15 protein-coding genes and 1 pseudogene are annotated in these 15,255 nt (G+C 63.0%); 4 read left to right on the top strand and 12 right to left on the bottom strand.

The annotated features are described in order from the left end of the window. Positions 1-295 (top strand): annotated as a pseudogene (locus BT116_RS24710) (IS110 family transposase); the annotation flags it as partial. A 190-nt stretch (positions 296-485) separates the two neighbouring features. Here BT116_RS24710 and BT116_RS24715 read toward each other — a convergent pair. Then, entirely contained in the window at positions 486-1,382 is an 897-nt protein-coding gene (locus BT116_RS24715; protein ID WP_057452151.1) for a LysR family transcriptional regulator, read from the bottom strand. 90 nt (positions 1,383-1,472) lie between these two features. On the opposite strand from BT116_RS24715, the gene BT116_RS24720 reads away from it, so the two are divergent. From BT116_RS24720 to BT116_RS24730, 3 genes are all read left to right on the top strand, one after another. Further along, positions 1,473-2,888, top strand: a complete 1,416-nt coding sequence (locus BT116_RS24720) for an MFS transporter (protein ID WP_072347870.1) — start codon at positions 1,473-1,475, stop codon at positions 2,886-2,888. Then, positions 2,885-4,159: a glucarate dehydratase family protein gene (locus BT116_RS24725; protein WP_072347872.1), complete on the top strand. Its 1,275-nt coding sequence runs from the start codon at positions 2,885-2,887 to the stop codon at positions 4,157-4,159. The genes BT116_RS24720 and BT116_RS24725 overlap by 4 nt, the downstream gene beginning before the upstream one ends. 413 nt (positions 4,160-4,572) lie before the next feature. Beyond that, the gene (locus BT116_RS24730; protein WP_072347874.1) at positions 4,573-5,757 is read left to right on the top strand and encodes a porin; all 1,185 of its coding nucleotides are present in this window, start codon (positions 4,573-4,575) and stop codon (positions 5,755-5,757) included. 289 nt (positions 5,758-6,046) lie between these two features. Here BT116_RS24730 and BT116_RS24735 read toward each other — a convergent pair whose 3' ends face one another. The 11 genes from BT116_RS24735 to BT116_RS24785 form a co-directional block, all read right to left on the bottom strand. Then, complete coding sequence (locus BT116_RS24735) at positions 6,047-7,543, bottom strand: nitrite reductase (protein WP_072347876.1); 1,497 nt, start codon at positions 7,541-7,543, stop codon at positions 6,047-6,049. After that, positions 7,540-8,382, bottom strand: a complete 843-nt coding sequence (gene cobA, locus BT116_RS24740) for a uroporphyrinogen-III C-methyltransferase (protein WP_072347878.1) — start codon at positions 8,380-8,382, stop codon at positions 7,540-7,542. Before cobA ends, BT116_RS24735 begins: the two co-directional genes overlap by 4 nt. Positions 8,383-8,422: 40 nt before the next feature. Then, positions 8,423-9,601, bottom strand: a complete 1,179-nt coding sequence (gene nirJ / locus BT116_RS24745) for a heme d1 biosynthesis radical SAM protein NirJ (RefSeq protein WP_072347880.1) — start codon at positions 9,599-9,601, stop codon at positions 8,423-8,425. Positions 9,602-9,629: 28 nt separating this feature from the next. Then, positions 9,630-10,166 (bottom strand): siroheme decarboxylase subunit beta, encoded by a 537-nt coding sequence (locus tag BT116_RS24750; protein WP_072347882.1) that lies wholly within the window; start codon positions 10,164-10,166, stop codon positions 9,630-9,632. Next, positions 10,141-10,584, bottom strand: a complete 444-nt coding sequence (locus BT116_RS24755; protein ID WP_072347884.1) for an Lrp/AsnC family transcriptional regulator — start codon at positions 10,582-10,584, stop codon at positions 10,141-10,143. Before BT116_RS24755 ends, BT116_RS24750 begins: the two co-directional genes overlap by 26 nt. After that, positions 10,577-11,089 (bottom strand): siroheme decarboxylase subunit beta, encoded by a 513-nt coding sequence (locus BT116_RS24760; protein WP_072347886.1) that lies wholly within the window; start codon positions 11,087-11,089, stop codon positions 10,577-10,579. The genes BT116_RS24755 and BT116_RS24760 overlap by 8 nt, the downstream gene beginning before the upstream one ends. Then, the gene (locus BT116_RS24765) at positions 11,086-11,544 is read right to left on the bottom strand and encodes an Lrp/AsnC family transcriptional regulator (protein ID WP_063320832.1); all 459 of its coding nucleotides are present in this window, start codon (positions 11,542-11,544) and stop codon (positions 11,086-11,088) included. The genes BT116_RS24760 and BT116_RS24765 overlap by 4 nt, the downstream gene beginning before the upstream one ends. Positions 11,545-11,546: 2 nt before the next feature. Next, positions 11,547-12,725 carry a cytochrome D1 domain-containing protein gene (locus BT116_RS24770; protein WP_072347888.1) on the bottom strand — a complete coding sequence of 393 codons (1,179 nt, stop codon included), beginning with the start codon at positions 12,723-12,725 and terminating at the stop codon, positions 11,547-11,549. Then, positions 12,722-13,051, bottom strand: coding sequence for a c-type cytochrome (locus BT116_RS24775; protein WP_072347890.1), 330 nt, complete (start codon positions 13,049-13,051; stop codon positions 12,722-12,724). The genes BT116_RS24770 and BT116_RS24775 overlap by 4 nt, the downstream gene beginning before the upstream one ends. 184 nt (positions 13,052-13,235) lie before the next feature. Then, on the bottom strand, positions 13,236-13,544 hold the full coding sequence (locus BT116_RS24780; RefSeq protein ID WP_072347893.1) for a c-type cytochrome: 309 nt from the start codon (positions 13,542-13,544) through the stop codon (positions 13,236-13,238). 24 nt (positions 13,545-13,568) lie between these two features. Next, positions 13,569-15,248: a cytochrome D1 domain-containing protein gene (locus BT116_RS24785; protein ID WP_072347895.1), complete on the bottom strand. Its 1,680-nt coding sequence runs from the start codon at positions 15,246-15,248 to the stop codon at positions 13,569-13,571. Positions 15,249-15,255: the final 7 nt, after the last annotated feature.

Consider the following 15,255-nt stretch of genomic DNA (forward strand, 5'->3'; position numbering starts at 1 on the left):
GAAAGTGTTTAACCGAGCCGCGCAGGCCCTGAAGCAGGCTGCTTCCAGTGCCCGTAACGACAAGAGCTTTATTGGCGCCAGTCACCGCGCCAGACTGGCCCGCATGGATACCTCATGCGCGATCAAAGCTACCGCCCATCAACTGGCCCGGTTGATCTACGCCATGCTGACCAAAGGACAGCCTTATGTGGAAAAAGGCATAGAGGAGTTTGAGGCCCAAAGTCGTAATCGCCAAATTAGAGCCTTGCAACGCAAGGCTACTAAGTTGGGTATGAGGGTGGTCGATGCAGCTTAAAAGCTTTTTAAAAACAGAGGGTTGTATTTTGTTTGATGAGAGCTTGCTCCCGCTGGGTTGCGCAGCAGCCCCCAGGAATCGGCACCCGAGGTGTGTCAGGTTTATTGCGTTGTCTTTTTGGGGCTGCTTCACGCCCAGCGGGAGCAAGCTCCCTCGCCACAGGGGTGGCCTTTTAGCTGTGGTGGTGTATTCACAGGCCCTCGCGAACCGCTCCCCGAATCCCTTCCAGCAACATGGTGAACGCCGGGTTGTCGTTGTCCTCGCGCCACACCAGGTGCAATTCGCTTTGAACCCCTTCGCCCAGGTCGATCTCGCGAAACACCACCTGCTTGAACACCACGCTGCTGGCGCAACGCGGCACCAGCGCCAGGCCCATGCCGGCATTGACCAGTGCCAGGATCGTCAGCGACGACCCCAGCCATTGCACGAATTGCGGCGCGACCCGGGCCGAGCGCAGCATGCCGGTGAGCAGTTCATTGAAGGGCGGGTAGGCGGCGTGGGAGTACATGAGGAACGGTTGGGCGTCCAGATCCTGAACGCTCACGGTCTCGGCGCTGGCCAGCGGATGTCCGGCAGGCACCGCCAGTACGAAGGGTTCGCGCACCAGGCATTCGGTGGCGTAGCCGGTCTCCAGCAGTGGCGAGCGGACGATGCCCAGGTCGATGCGCCGAGCGCGCAGGGCTTCATGCTGCTGGTAGGTGTTCATCTCCGCCAGGACGATTTTGACCTGGGGCTGTTTCAGCCGGGCCTCGGCAATCACCTTGGGCAGAAACTCGTACACCGCGCTGCCGACGAAGCTGATGGTCACCGAACCGATGTCACCCTGGGCAAAGCGCCGGGCGGCGATGGCGGCTTGTTGGGCCTGTTCCAGCAGGTTCTGCGCTTCGATGAAAAACGCCCGGCCGGCGGCAGTGAGTGCCACGCTGCGGGTGCTGCGGGTGAACAGTTCGACGCCCAGGTGATGTTCCAGCAATTGGATCTGCCGGCTCAGCGGTGGCTGGGTCATGTTCAGGCGTTCGGCGGCCCGACGGAAGTTGAGTTCGGTCGCCACGGTGGTGAAGCAGCGCAACTGGGCCAGTTCAAACATTGATTCAATCCAGGTATCAATCAAGTGCCAAGTTAGATTAGACGGGAACAATCCCCCGCGTCCATCATCGGCCCGTTCCCCACAAAAACAATGATCGGGAGGCACCCCTTGAATAACGTAACGGACTCCACCCATGACAGCACCCTGGCGCTCGCGGCGGCCAAGGTCAAACGTCATGTATTGCCGTTGGTGGTGGTGATGTTCATCGTCAACTACATCGACCGGGTCAACATCGGTTTCGTGCGCAGTCACCTGGAAACCGACCTGGGTATCGGCGCTGCCGCCTATGGGCTTGGCGCCGGGTTGTTCTTCGTCGGCTACGCGCTGTTTGAAGTGCCGTCCAACATGTTGTTGCAACGCTACGGCGCGCGGGCCTGGCTGACGCGCATCATGTTCACCTGGGGCGCGGCGGCCATGGCCATGGCCTTTGTGCGCGGCGAAACCAGCTTCTATGTGCTGCGCTTCATCCTCGGCGCGGCGGAGGCGGGGTTCTTTCCCGGCATCATCTACTACTTCACCCAATGGCTACCTGCCAACGAGCGCGGCAAGGCAATGGCGATCTTCCTGAGCGGGTCGGCCATCGCCTCGGTGATTTCCGGCCCGGTGTCCGGCGCCTTGTTGAACGTCAGTGGGATGGGGCTGCATGGCTGGCAGTGGATGTTCCTGATCGAAGGTTTCGCCTCCATCGTGCTGTGCGGGTTTGTCTGGTTCTGGCTGCAATCGCATCCAAGCCAGGCGAAATGGCTGAGCAGTGAAGAGAAAACCGTATTGATCGCCGCCATCGCCGAAGAGCAACGGGCCCGGGAGGCGGCCCAGGTGATCAAGCCGTCGATGTTCAAATTGTTGGCCGACCGGCAGATCGCGCTGTTCTGTTTCATCTACTTTTCCATCGCCCTGACCATCTACGGTGCCACGTTCTGGCTACCGAGCATGATCAAGAAAATGGGCAACCTGGGCGACTTCCAGGTCGGCTTGCTCAACTCCATTCCGTGGATCATTTCCATCATCGCGATGTACGGCTTTGCCGCCCTGGCCGGCAAATGGAAATTCCAGCAGGCCTGGGTCGCGGTGACGCTGGTGGTCGCTGCGTTTGGCATGTTCATGTCCACCACGGGAGGGCCGATCTTTGCCTTCGTGGCGATCTGTTTTGCGGCGATCGGTTTCAAGGCGGCGTCGGCGTTGTTCTGGCCGATTCCCCAAGGCTACCTGGATGCACGCATCGCGGCGGCGGTGATCGCCCTGATCAACTCCATCGGTAACCTCGGCGGTTTTGTGGCGCCGACGGCCTTCGGTTTCCTGGAACAGACCACCGGCTCCATCGAGGGCGGCCTGTATGGGCTGGCCGCCACCTCGCTCGTCGCCGCCGTGGTGATCTTTTTCGCTCGCACCACGCCGAAGCGCGATACCCCGAACTCACTGTCCGGCCGGCCCGAAGCCGTTGTCGAAGTCGATCAGTCGCAAACCTCTCAAGCTTTGAAACCTGGCCCATCGGGAGCCGCTGTATGAAGATCAAACGCGTCACCGTCACACCCATCGCTTTTCGCGATCCACCTTTGCTCAACGCCAGCGGCATCCATGAGCCGTTCGCGTTGCGCTCGATCATCGAGATCGAAAGCGACAACGGTTACATCGGTCTGGGGGAGAGCTACGGCGATGCGCCGGCCTTGGCGATCCAGCAGCAGTTGCAGAGCCAGTTGATCGGCCTGGATCCGTTCAACCTCAACCAGTTGCGGTCTATCGTCCAGGCGACCGTCGCCGCGCACAAACCGGCCAGCGTTGCCGGTGCCGAACTGGCACCGGGCTCCCATGCGAGCAAGGCGGTGAGCAATGCCTATTCGGCGTTCGAAGTGGCTTGCCTGGATTTGCAGGCCCATTACCTGAACGTGCCGTTGGTGGACCTGTTGGGCGGCGCGATCCGCGACGAGATTCCGTTCAGCGCCTATCTGTTTTTCAAGTACGCCGAGCACATCGATTCGCCGTACCCGCCCGACAGTTGGGGCGAGGCGCTCAACGAACAACAGATCGTTGCCCAGGCCCGGCGGATGATCCAGGACTATGGCTTCAAGAGCATCAAGCTCAAGGCCGGCGCTCTCGATCCGGAGCATGAAGTCGCCTGCATCAAGGCGCTGAAACGGGCATTTCCCGGCTATCCGTTGCGCATCGATCCCAACGGTAACTGGTCCCTGGAAACCTCGATTCGCATGGCCGAGCTGCTGGGGGACGACCTGCAGTATTACGAAGACCCGACGCCGGGGCTGGAAGGCATGGCCGAACTGCACAAACGCACGGGGCTGCCCCTGGCGACCAACATGGTGGTCACCGATTTCGATGAGTTCCGCCGTAGCGTGGCGCTGGACAGCGTGCAGATCGTGTTGGCCGACCACCATTACTGGGGCGGCCTGCGCGACACCCAGGCCCTGGCGAAAATGTGCAGCACCTTCGGCCTGGGCGTGTCGATGCATTCGAACTCGCACCTGGGCATCAGCCTCATGGCCATGGCCCACGTGGCGGCAGCGGTGCCGAACCTGGACTATGCCTGCGACACCCATTACCCGTGGCAGGAACCGGATGAGGAAGTGATCAAGGGTGGCAAGCTGCCGATTGTCGACGGCTGCGTGAAGATCACCCGGGCGCCGGGCCTGGGCTTGGAACTGGATCGGGATCAACTGGGCAAGCTGCATGACCAGTTCCTCAGTTGCGGCATCCGCCAGCGCGACGATGTGCGGCAGATGCAGCGTTACCGGCCGGACTGGAAGACCGTCAAGCCGAGGTTCTGAGCTGATAGCGGGGGGGCCTGCTGCGCAGGCCAGCGGGAGCAAGCTCCTGTGGCGAGGGGATTTATCCCCGTTGGGCTGCGCAGCTGCCCCCTGGATCTGTCAGGCAGGTTTTAGGGCCGCTTCGCGCCCCAACGGGGATAAATCCCCTCGCCACAAGGCCAGTGGTATTTAGCACCAGCCAAACATCCTCCCAGCCCACCCAGCGGCCCACACCGAAAGTACCGCGCCCGTCGGCAAGGCAGTCTTACACCCAAGCTGTCGCACCCGCCAGCCTCGCCGTCTTACACCCAAACTGCCGCGCCGGGCCGGCGCTTCCAAAGCATCCGCCAATTGCCTCCAAGGCAGCGTATAACGCGCCCTGGCGCCTTTCGATAATCGCCTCCGACATCCCGTCCCCTGTTGCGGAGCGCGCCATGCACAACAATAAAAATACCCGCCAACGTTTTTTGCCTGCGGTCATCGTCGGTGTTTCGAGCCTGGGCCTGATGCCTTGGGCCAACGCCGAAATCATGCTGTACGACAAGGACCAGACCACCTTTTCCACCGACGGCTACATCAACGCCTTTTACGTCAACAGTGACGTCGACCGCGCGGGTGAGCAGTACGACCGTCGACAGGCGCGGGTCAAGATGGGTTTCTTGCCCAACTACCTGGGCTTCAACATGGGCAAGCAGGTCGATGACCTCAAGCTCGGTGCCAGGGCCTCGTTCTGGGTGACCATCAACGACAGTGAAACCAATGGCACCGACACCGCCATCGACGTGCGCCAGTTCTACGGCACCGTGGCGAACCCGGAGTGGGGTGAGGTGCTGATCGGCAAGGACTTCGGCCTGTTTGCCCGCTCCAACATCCTGCTGGACGAGTTGCTCGCCGGTTACGGTCAGGTCAGTGACAGCCTCGGTTTGGTGGACGGCGGTGGCGTCTCGTTCGGCAACATCGGCAGCGGTTATCCGTATCCGTTCCCGACCTCGCAGATCACCTATCGCACGCCGGTGATGGAGGGCTTGCGCGTGGCGGTGGGGATCATGGACCCGGTGGACACCAACGACAACAGCGCCACGGGCAAGGCCTATCAGGAAAACCCGCGCACCGAGAGCGAGATCACCTATCAGTTCGATCTGGGCGGGGCGAAGATCTACAGCTGGCTCAACGGCAGCTACCAGACCTCGGACAACACTGACTCCACCGTCGAATCGGTCACATCCAAGGGCCTGGGGTATGGTGTGCAGGCCAAGATGGGCGGGTTGTCGCTGACCGGCTCGGGGTTCCAGGCCAAGGGCATCAACCCGTTCTTCACCAACAACGCCGGTGAAGCCACCCTGCGCAATGTCGACAGCAAGGGCTACCTGTTGCAGGGCTCCTACAAGCTGGGCAAGAACCGCCTGGCGTTGTCCTACGGCAAGACCGATGACGACGGCAACGGTGTGGTGGGCAGCGGCGCCGATTACGAAACCCGGGGCGTCGCGCTGTTCCACGACATCAACGACAACCTCAAGCTCGTGGCCGAGTACAACCAGTTCGAAATCAACGGCCACGACACCAGTGCCCAGAACGAAGACACCGATACCTTCGCGGTGGGGGCGGTGCTCACCTGGTAAGGGTGCCCCCCTTCAGCTGAGGAGTGCCACGTCGGCTTTTGGGGCTGCTGCGCAGCCCAGCGGGAGCAAGCTCCTGTGGCGAGGGGATTTATCCCCGTTGGGCTGCGCAGCAGCCCCTATAAGCTTCTCATTTGATCAGGCTGATACACCGGGTTGCCCTGTCTGAGGGCTGCTGCGCAGCCAACGGGGATAAATCCCCTCGCCACAATAGTCATTCCAACTGGACACCGTCGCAGTCTTTTGTGGCAGGAAAGTTTGCTCCTGGGGGCTGCGCATCAGCCCCCTTTTTTCAGTGTGACGTCCCCTCGGCGAACTCGATCTTGTTGCCGACGTTGTACTTGCCCGACGGCTTGTTCATGGGCAGGCGCTTGATTTCCTCAAGGGTGTTGCTGTCGTAGACGATCAGCGCGCCATCGGTATCCCAAATGCTCAGCAGCAGGTAGCGACCGTCGCGAGTGAACTCGACGTGGGCGGCGGTTTTGCCGGGCATGGGCCGCAGGGTGTGGGCGATTTCCAGGGTCTTTTTGTCGATCAGGTGGATGGCATCGTTGTCCGGGCCGAAGAACACGTCGGTCCAGGCGTAGCGGGAATTGGCATGGCTGCGCAGGAAGAAACCCGGCCCCAGGGTAGGGATCTGCTTGATGACTTTCCAGGTGTCGAAGTCGATCACCGAAATCAGCCCCTTGCTGATGTTGGGTGTGGCGAACACCCAGTGTCCATCGCGTTTCCAATAGGTCCCCGAGCCCAGGTGCGGCATGCCCGGCAGCGCGATATCGGTGACAATCCGCCCCGTGTCGAGGTCGATCACCTGGCCGCCCTGGGCCTTGCGCGAGGTGGCGAGCAATTGCCGGTAATCGGGCGAGAAGGAAAAATCATCGAGGTAATCCTCGGCCTCGATACGCCTGGGCACAAAGTCCGGATTCGGGCCGGTGGACAGTTCCCAGACCTCTTTCACATCTTTCAAGGCGACGATGAAGCTGTTGCGCGGCGGCGCGGTATAGACCGCACTGACCCGCGACGCCTGGCCGTCCAGCCCCACCGTTGCAACGGTCTTGACCAGTGACAGGTCGCGGGCATCCAGCACCACCAGGTTGCCGGGCAGGGTGTTGCCCACCAGCACCCAGCGCCCGTCCTTGCTCACCGCCAGGTTGCGGGTATTGAGCCCGGCTCGCACCTCGGCGATGAGCGTGAGGTTGTGCAGGTCATACAGGCTGATCCAGCCGTCCCGGGAGGCGAAATAGACGAAGCGTCCGTCCGGCGAAAACTTCGGTCCGCCGTGCACCGCGAAATGTGAGGCGAAGCGCGCCAGGACCTCGAAACGATCGCCGTCGACGATATCGACGTGATGATCGCCAGCTTCCACCACCACGAACAGGTTCAGCGGATCGGCGTGGTGCTGGGGTTTGTCGGGCAGGGTCGCGACATCCGCCAGCAGGCGATGGCTGCGGCGAGTATCGTCCTCGCTCCAGGTCGGTTCGACGGCCGGCGGGCGTTGGAGATAGTGGGTCAGGCCATCGATCTGTGCAGGCTCCAGCACCGCGCCGAATGCCGCCATCTGGCTGGCCGGACGGCCATTTTCGATCACCTGGCGGATTTCGTCGGGCTTGATCCGGCTGAGGCTCTGGGGCAACAGCGCCGGCCCGGCGCCGCCGATGCGATTGACCCCGTGGCACTGCTGGCAGTGTTGCTGGTAGTTCTGTTCTGCCAATGCCAGGTCCGGGTCAGGCGCCGTGGCACCGTGGACGGCACCGATCCACAGTAATGGGGCAAGCCAGCCGATCCTCATGAGGCCACCCTCGCGACAGTTGGCTGGAGCGGTAGGGCCGGGTGCAGGCGGGCCGGATGCTCCAATACCTGATGGGCAAACAAGCCAACCACCTTGCCGATCACCGTCAAGGTCGGCAGGCCTTCGGCGCATGCCAGCGCCATCGCCGGCAATTGCTGGAGGGTGCCGCGCAAGACCTGCTGGTCGGGGCGTGTGCCGTTGCTGATCAAGGCCGCCGGCGTATCAGCCGCCAGGCCCGCCGCGATCAGTTGTGCGGCGATGGTGCCGAGGTTTGACAGACCCATGTAGAACACCAGGGTCTGGCTGTCATCCGCCAGGCTTTGCCAGGGCAGGGTCAAGTCACCTTCGCGTTGCAAATGACCGGTGATGAAACGACAGGAGTTGACCAGGTCGCGATGGGTCAGGGGAATGCCGGCATAGGTGCTGCAACCGGCCGCGGCGGTGATGCCGGGCACGACCTGGCAATCGATACCGCGTGCCAGCAGATACTCCAGTTCCTCGGCGCCGCGACCGAAGATGAACGGATCACCGCCCTTGAGGCGCACCACCCGCTGTCCCTGGTCGGCCAGGTCGGCCAGCAGTTCGTTGATCTGTGGCTGGGGCAGGCTGTGGCAACCGGCGGCCTTGCCGACGTAGTGGCGGGCGCAAGTCAGTGGGATCAGGCCGAGCAATTGCGAGCTGATCAAGCGGTCGTAGACCACCGCGTCGGCCTGCATCAACAGGCTCCAGGCGCGCAATGTCAGCAGGCCCGGGTCACCGGGGCCGGCGCCGACCAGGGCGACTTCACCCGGTCTGAAGGGCGATTGCAGGGCAGCGGGCAAAACGATGGAGGCAGGCATGGGACTTCCTTGGTTCGGTATCAGGTTCGCCGTCGGTTGATCAGGCGCAGGGCATCGCAACGCTGGGGATCGCGTGCAAGCCGATTTCTTCGTCGCTGAGGTGGCAGCCGGGGTCTTGGCCCCACAAATCGCCGTCGGCCCAGGCCCGGGTGCGGGTATTGCCGTTGCAGATCGCCAGCCAGCGGCATTGCCCGCAGCGACCGCCGACGGCCCGCGGGTGTTCGCGTAGCTTGAGCAGCAGGGCATCGGGGCGATCGAGCCAGAGTGTCTTGAATGGTGTCTGGCGGACATTGCCCACCGAGTGTTGCCACCAGTACGTGTCGGGGTGAACCTCGCCGGTATTGTCGATGTTGGCGATGCCGCTACCCGACGCGTTGCCGCCCCAGGCTCGCAGCATCTGCTCCAGTGCGGCGTAGTGTTGGGGCAGACGCCGGGCGACCCATTGCAGCAGCAGGATTGCATCGGCGTCGTTGTTGCCGCTGACGAAGTCACTGTCGCGGCCTTGTTCGATGTCGCCCCAGGCCCGCTCGAAGATCAAGGCCATGGCCTCGCGGCTCATCTGTTGTTGGGCATCGAGCTTGCGACTGCGCTTGCCCCGGCCGCTGTAGTTGAGGTGCGACAGGTAGAATTTCTGTACGTCGTACTCATCCATCAAATCCAGCAAGTGCGGCAACTGGGCATGGTTTTGCTGGGTGAGGGTGGTGCGCAGCCCAACCCGGATGCCTTGCTCGCGGCAAAGCCGGATGGCCGCCATGGAGCTGGCGAAGCTGCCCTTGAGCTGACGGAATTCATCGTGGGTCGCTTCCAGTCCGTCGATGCTGATGCCCACGTAATCGAAGTTCGCCGCGGCAATCTGTTCGATATTGGAAGCGTCGATCAGCGTGCCGTTGGTGGACAAGGCGAGGAAAAAACCTTTGTCGCGGGCATAAGTGCTGAGCTGGAACAGGTCCTCGCGCAACAGCGGCTCGCCGCCGGACAGGATCAACACGCGCACGCCGGCATCGTGCAGGTCGTCGATGACCTGGAGTGCCGCCGGGGTGTCCAGTTCATCGCGAAACACGCTATCGGCCGACGTTGCATAACAGTGCTTGCAGGTCAGGTTGCAGCGCCTGAGCAGGTTCCAGATCACCACCGGCGGGCGACTGCTGCCCGGTGGCGCGACGCGTGGAGCGGGGCAATGCCCGGCCAGGGCTCGCAGGTAATGGCTGATCCTCAACATAAGGCGCTCCTTCAGTCGACGTGCGGGTTCAGCGCGAGGCGGGTGACAGGCGCAGGCCGGTTTTTTTCAGGATGCGGCTGCTCACCAGCATGTCGTCGGCGGCGCAGGCGTCCCCCAGCAGGTAGCGCAGGTGTTCGCGGTAGCTGTCGATTTCTTCGCGGCTGCGGCCATGGACCATGGCGAACAGGTTGTAGCGCCAGCCGGGCTGGCGCGGGCGTCGGTAGCAATGGCTGACGAAGGGCTGCGCCCCCAGCAGGGCGCCGAGACGCGAGATGTCGGCATCGGCCACGTCCCAGACTGTCATGCCGTTGTGGCGATAGCCCAGGCGATAGTGATTGGGAACGGCGGCAATGCGGCGGATCGCGCCTTCGGCCTGCAGGCGCTTGAGCAGGTCGAGGGTGGATTCCACGCTCAGTTCCAGTTGTTCGGCCAGCCAGGCCCAGGGGTCTTCGAGCAAGGGCAGGCCGGCCTGGGTCAGTTCCACCAGGCGCAGCGCCAAGGGTGTTTCATCCAGCCGTGGCGGCGCTTGCCACAAAGACTCAGACGGGGAAATACAGGCCGACATGGTAGGTCTCCTCTTTGGGCAGGTTCAGCGGCACCAGGCCGGTCAGGTGTTCGATGCGCAGCAGGGTGTCGTCGATCGCCTGTTCGCTGGGGCAGGCGAGCACGAACCACATGTTCCAGGTGTGCTCGCGGCGGTAGTTGTGGGCGACCTCGGGCATGTCCGCGAGCAGCTCGGCGATGGCCTCGAAGCGCGGTTCGGGCACCGCCAGCGCCGCCAGGGTGAACGCACCGCCCAGGCGATCGATATCGAACATCGGGCCGAAGCGGGTGAGTACACCGTCGTTGAGCAACTCATGCAGGCGATCGAGCAATTCGCTACTGCTGCTGTCCAGCTCTTGGGCCAGGACCTGCCAAGGGTGACGCACCAGCGGCAGGCCCAGTTGCAGGCGATTGATCAGGCGGCGGTCCAGGTCATCCATCGATATCGGCTCCGACCGGGGCGGCGTAACGTGCGCCGCATTGCTTGAACAGGTGCGTGCTGAACAGCAACTGGTGGGGCAAGTCGTCCAGCCGATGTTCTTCAAGCAGCGCCTGGATCTGGGCCTCGACACGGTCGCGCTGGCGACCATGGATCATGCAGAACAGGTTGTACTGCCACTGGGGCAAGCGCCTGGGGCGTTGGTAGCAAAGGCTGATGCCGGGCGCTTGCCCGAGGCGACGCCCGACTTCATCGATCAAGGCGTCTGGCACGTCCAGCACGAGCATGGCGTTGGCGGCAAACCCCAAGGCGCGATGGTTGACCACCAGGCCGACACGGCGGAACAGCCCCTGTTCATGCCAATGCTGTACCTGTTCGAGCACCTGTTGCTCGCTGGCCTCGATCTGCTCGGCCAGGGCCTGGAAGGGGCGCGATGTCAGGGGCAGGCCGGTTTCCAGCAAACGGCGCAGTGCCAGTGACTGTTGTTCGTTCAGGGCGTTTTTCATGGGGTGGCCTCCAGGGCAAAGCCCAGGTCGATGCGATAGGCGGTCAGCATGGGCAGGTCCAGTGGCGTGAGACCGGTGTCGTTCTCCAGTTCCTGGAGGATGTTTTCCAGGTGGGCGCGATTGGGGCCGGTCAGCACGAACCAGAGGTTGTAGCGATGTTCGCGGGCATAGTTGTGATTGACTTCCGGGTATTGGCTGATGCGTGCCGCCACCTGGTGCAAGCGCTCTTCGGGTACGGCCAGAGCGGCCAGGGTGCTGGCCCCGGCCCGGGTGTGTTCGAACACCGGGCCGACCCGCGACAAGGTCCCGGCCACTTGCAGGTGTTGCAGGCAGTCGATGACCTGGGCTTCGCTGCAGCCCAAGGTCTGGGCCATGGCCCGATAGGGCTCGGCGCACAACGGCAGGCCATGCTGGAATTGATCGATCAGGCGCCGGGCCAGTGAGCTGGAGGTCATGGTCAGTACCCCGGCTTGTGCGCGCGGCTGCTGAAGAAAATGCCGCTGGGGCTGAGGGCCGGCAGGCTGCTCAGGCGCTCGAGCCGATACGGGTTCCAGACCTGGACCTCGCCACCGTCCCGGGCAGACAACCACAACTGGTCACCCCGCGCGGTGAACTCCATGTGCAGCACCGCCGGGCCTGGCCGCAGATCCGCGACGATGGCGTGGGTCTGGGTGTCGATGACCTGGACGCGGTCGTTGTCCGGGTAGGCGAAGTTGACCCACAGCTGCCGACCGTCCGGACGCGCCGTGACGAACACCGGCTGACCGGCCACGGCGATGGCGTCGGTCTGTCGCCAATCCTGGGCGTTCATCACCAACACCTGGTGATGCCCGACCGCAGGCACGAAGGCTTGCTGGTCGGCCATGGCCCAGCCTTCCAGATGCGGCATCTTGTACACCGGGAGCCGCTCCTGGCCGCGACCGTAATGCCCCAGTACCCGTTTCACCCCAAGCTCCGGGTGCCAGAGATCGAGTTGGGCCATGCCGTCTTCACCGAACAGCCCGGCCATGTAATAACGCCCGTCCGGGGTGATCAGGGCATCGTAGGGTTGCTGGCCGATAGCGGTGAAACGTTCGATGCGCGGGGTGAGGCCTTGGCTGAAGTCGGCGGTCCAGATCTCACCCGTGTCGAACAGGCTGAACACGAAGCGTTGCCCCGGCGCGTCCACCAAGCCCACCACCCGTGAACGCTTTTGTCCGCCGGGCAATGGCGTGGCCGGGATGTCGGCGACCTGTTCCAGGGTCTGGGCATCGAATACCTTGACGCCGCCGGGCTCGTAGTTGGAGACGGCGATCAGCTTGCCGTCCTGGCTGATTGCACCGCCGATGCTGTTGCCACCCTGGATGATGCGCCGCTCGATGCGCGCACTCAGCAGGTCGACTTTACTCAGGCCTCCATCGCGACCGAACACGTAGGCGTAGCGTTGGTCGCGGGAGAACACCACCGAGGCGTGGGACAAGTCGCCCAGGCCCTCGACGCGGCCCAGGGCGGTGCGGGTGTCGCTTTCAATGATTTGCAGGCTGCCGGTGGCGCGCTCCACCACCACGCCCAAATCGCCGGTGCCGCGAAGCGGTGTCTGGGCGCAACCGCAGAGCAGCAGGGCGATGGCGGTGCAGGAGAGGACAGAACGGATCATGAGGCGGGTTTTCCTTGAAGGAGCCGGTCCACCAGCCAGCGAATGTCGTCGGGCGCAAGCAACGGTGCCCAACCGGGCATGGCGCTGCCGGGCCGTCCGAGGGTGACGGTGGCGATGAGGCTGTCGCGGGATTTTCCGGCCAGGGCTTCGTGGGTCAGGGGTGGGCCGAGGCCGCCGGTCATGTACAGGCCGTGGCAGGCGCCACAATCCTGGTCCAGCAGGTGTTGCAGTTGGGCCTGGCGCTGGTGGTCGGGAGCGGCCAGCACGCAGGACGAAAAGACTAAGAGGAGAGCCGTCATCGAGATTGCAGCGCTGTGTCGTTCCATGACGCCTCCTGAATTAAAGTGGTGCGTGGTCCTGTGGCGAGGGGATTTATCCCCGTCGGGCTGCGAAGCAGCCCTAAAGCCTGACATCGCGGTGTGTCAGGCAGATGGGGGCTGCTCTCCTGGGGGCTGCTTCGCAGCCCGACGGGGATAAATCCCCTCGCCACAGAGGTGTGCTCCTTGAGCGTTATTTAAGGGTCAAGACCCACGCCGCCAGGATATTGGCTTCCTCTTCCGTCACCGGGTTGGCCGGCATCGGCATCGGTCCCCAGTTGCCTTGCGTACCTTCCTTGATGTGCTTGGCGAGCAGATCCTGTGCTCCGGGGACGCCGGCGTTTTTCGCCGCGACGTCCTTGAGCGCCGGGCCCACCACCTTGGTGTCAATGGAGTGGCAGGCCGCGCAGGGCTTGCTCTTGAACAGCGTCGGGCCGTCTTGTGCCAACGCCGGCAGGCTGTAGGCGGCAGTCAAGGCCAGGGCAATCAGAATAGGCTTCATGGTTTTTCCTCTTATTGATGGGGCTCAATAGATGTCGTGTTGGGTGTTGTAGACGTTGAATTTCCCCGTCGGGGTGATCAGGCGTTTGTCCTTGATCACGTTCTTGACCTTGAGGGTCTTGTCGTCGATCACCACCAGGGCCGACTCGTCTTCCTGACCACTCCAGACCGAGAACCAGACCTCGTCGCCGGCCTTGTTGTATTCCGGTTGCACCACACGCAGCGCGCCTTTCTTGATACCGGCGTACTCGGCAATCGGCAGCACGGTGTAGCCGGCGTCGAGCTTGTCGATGTTGAACACCGCTACCGACTGGCTGAGCTTGGCGTCGGGGCTGAGGGTGGTGTCGACATACAGATGACGAGACGCGGGGTGAGTCTTGATGAACAGCGAACCACCACCCTGGCCCTGGAGCGAACCGACCTGTTTCCAGGCGTATTGCGGGTGATTGACCGGGTCGGTGCCGATCAGCGAAACGCCGGCATCGCCCAAGTGGCTGGTGGCCCAGACCGGTCCGTAGAGGGGGTGGTTGAAGTTGGCGCCGCGGCCCGGGTGCGGGGTCTTGCCTACGTCCACCAGGGCGGTGAGCTTGCGTTCCTTGGAGTCGATCACCGCGACCTTGTTGGAGTTGTTGGCGGCCGTCATGAAGTAGCGATGGCTGCTGTCCCAACCGCCGTCATGCAGGAACGGCGCGGCGTCGATGCTGGTGATGGTGAGGTTCTTGATGTCCTGGTAATTGACCAGCATCACCTTGCCGGTTTCCTTGACGTTGACGATGAACTCCGGCCACTCGTGGGAGGCGATGATGGCCGCGACCCGAGGCTCGGGATGGTACTGCTGGGTGTCGACGGTCATGCCGCGGGTCGAGACAATCTGCTTGGGCTCCAGGGTCTCGCCGTCCATGATGGTGAACTGCGGCGGCCAGTACGAGCCGGCGATGGTGTACTTGTCTTCGTAGCCCTTGAACTTGGAGGTTTCCACCGAGCGGGCCTCGATGCCCACCTTGATTTCCGCGACCTTGGTCGGTTCTTTCGGCCACAGGTCGATCATGTCGATCTTGGCATCCCGGCCGATCACCAACAGGTAGCGACCCGACGCCGAGATGCGCGAGATGTGCACCGCATAACCGGTGTCGATCAGCTTGACGATCTTTTTGCTGTCGCCGTCGATCAGGGCGATCTTGCCGTCGTCGCGCAGGGTCACCGAGAACAGGTTCTGCAGGTTGAGCGTACTGATCTGTTTGGTCGGCCGGTCTTCGGGCTTGACCAGCACTTTCCAGGTCTTGCGGGTTTCGGCCATGCCCCATTCCGGTGGCGTCGGCGGGGTGTGTTGGATGAACTTGGCCATCACCGTGATCTGGTCTTTGGTCAGGGCATTGGAGGTGCCCCAGTTCGGCATGCCGGCGGCCGAACCGTAGGTGATCAGCGCCTCCAGGTAGGCTTGGCCGCGCGATTGGGTGATGTCAGGTGTCAGCGGCTTGCCGGTGGCGCCTTTGCGAAGCACACCGTGGCAACCGGCGCAGCGCTGGAAGTAGATTTCCTTGGCCGTGTCGAAGTCGGCCTGGCTCAGGTCGGGCGCGCCTTCGGTCTTGACCACGCGGGGTTGCTCCGGCGCGGCGGTTTGGTCGGCGAAGGCGTGGGTGGCGGCCAGCGCTGTACACAGCGCCGTGACCCGCAGGGCCCACGATTTTTTGTGGCTGATCAGCATTCCATTT

Origin of the sequence: Pseudomonas sp. NFACC16-2 (genome assembly GCF_900119205.1) — a bacterium.
GTDB classification, from domain to species: domain Bacteria; phylum Pseudomonadota; class Gammaproteobacteria; order Pseudomonadales; family Pseudomonadaceae; genus Aquipseudomonas; species Aquipseudomonas fluorescens_Q.

Excerpts from the sequence above, each read along its gene's own strand:
- BT116_RS24715 (WP_057452151.1), bottom strand. The coding sequence starts at position 1,382 with ATGTTTGAACTGGCCCAGTTGCGCTGCTTCACCACCGTGGCGACCGAA.
- BT116_RS24720 (WP_072347870.1), top strand. The coding sequence starts at position 1,473 with ATGATCGGGAGGCACCCCTTGAATAACGTAACGGACTCCACCCATGAC.
- BT116_RS24725 (WP_072347872.1), top strand. The coding sequence starts at position 2,885 with ATGAAGATCAAACGCGTCACCGTCACACCCATCGCTTTTCGCGATCCA.
- BT116_RS24730 (WP_072347874.1), top strand. The coding sequence starts at position 4,573 with ATGCACAACAATAAAAATACCCGCCAACGTTTTTTGCCTGCGGTCATC.
- BT116_RS24735 (WP_072347876.1), bottom strand. The coding sequence starts at position 7,543 with ATGAGGATCGGCTGGCTTGCCCCATTACTGTGGATCGGTGCCGTCCAC.
- cobA (WP_072347878.1), bottom strand. The coding sequence starts at position 8,382 with ATGCCTGCCTCCATCGTTTTGCCCGCTGCCCTGCAATCGCCCTTCAGA.
- nirJ (WP_072347880.1), bottom strand. The coding sequence starts at position 9,601 with ATGTTGAGGATCAGCCATTACCTGCGAGCCCTGGCCGGGCATTGCCCC.
- BT116_RS24750 (WP_072347882.1), bottom strand. The coding sequence starts at position 10,166 with ATGTCGGCCTGTATTTCCCCGTCTGAGTCTTTGTGGCAAGCGCCGCCA.
- BT116_RS24755 (WP_072347884.1), bottom strand. The coding sequence starts at position 10,584 with ATGGATGACCTGGACCGCCGCCTGATCAATCGCCTGCAACTGGGCCTG.
- BT116_RS24760 (WP_072347886.1), bottom strand. The coding sequence starts at position 11,089 with ATGAAAAACGCCCTGAACGAACAACAGTCACTGGCACTGCGCCGTTTG.
- BT116_RS24765 (WP_063320832.1), bottom strand. The coding sequence starts at position 11,544 with ATGACCTCCAGCTCACTGGCCCGGCGCCTGATCGATCAATTCCAGCAT.
- BT116_RS24770 (WP_072347888.1), bottom strand. The coding sequence starts at position 12,725 with ATGATCCGTTCTGTCCTCTCCTGCACCGCCATCGCCCTGCTGCTCTGC.
- BT116_RS24775 (WP_072347890.1), bottom strand. The coding sequence starts at position 13,051 with ATGGAACGACACAGCGCTGCAATCTCGATGACGGCTCTCCTCTTAGTC.
- BT116_RS24780 (WP_072347893.1), bottom strand. The coding sequence starts at position 13,544 with ATGAAGCCTATTCTGATTGCCCTGGCCTTGACTGCCGCCTACAGCCTG.
- BT116_RS24785 (WP_072347895.1), bottom strand. The coding sequence starts at position 15,248 with ATGCTGATCAGCCACAAAAAATCGTGGGCCCTGCGGGTCACGGCGCTG.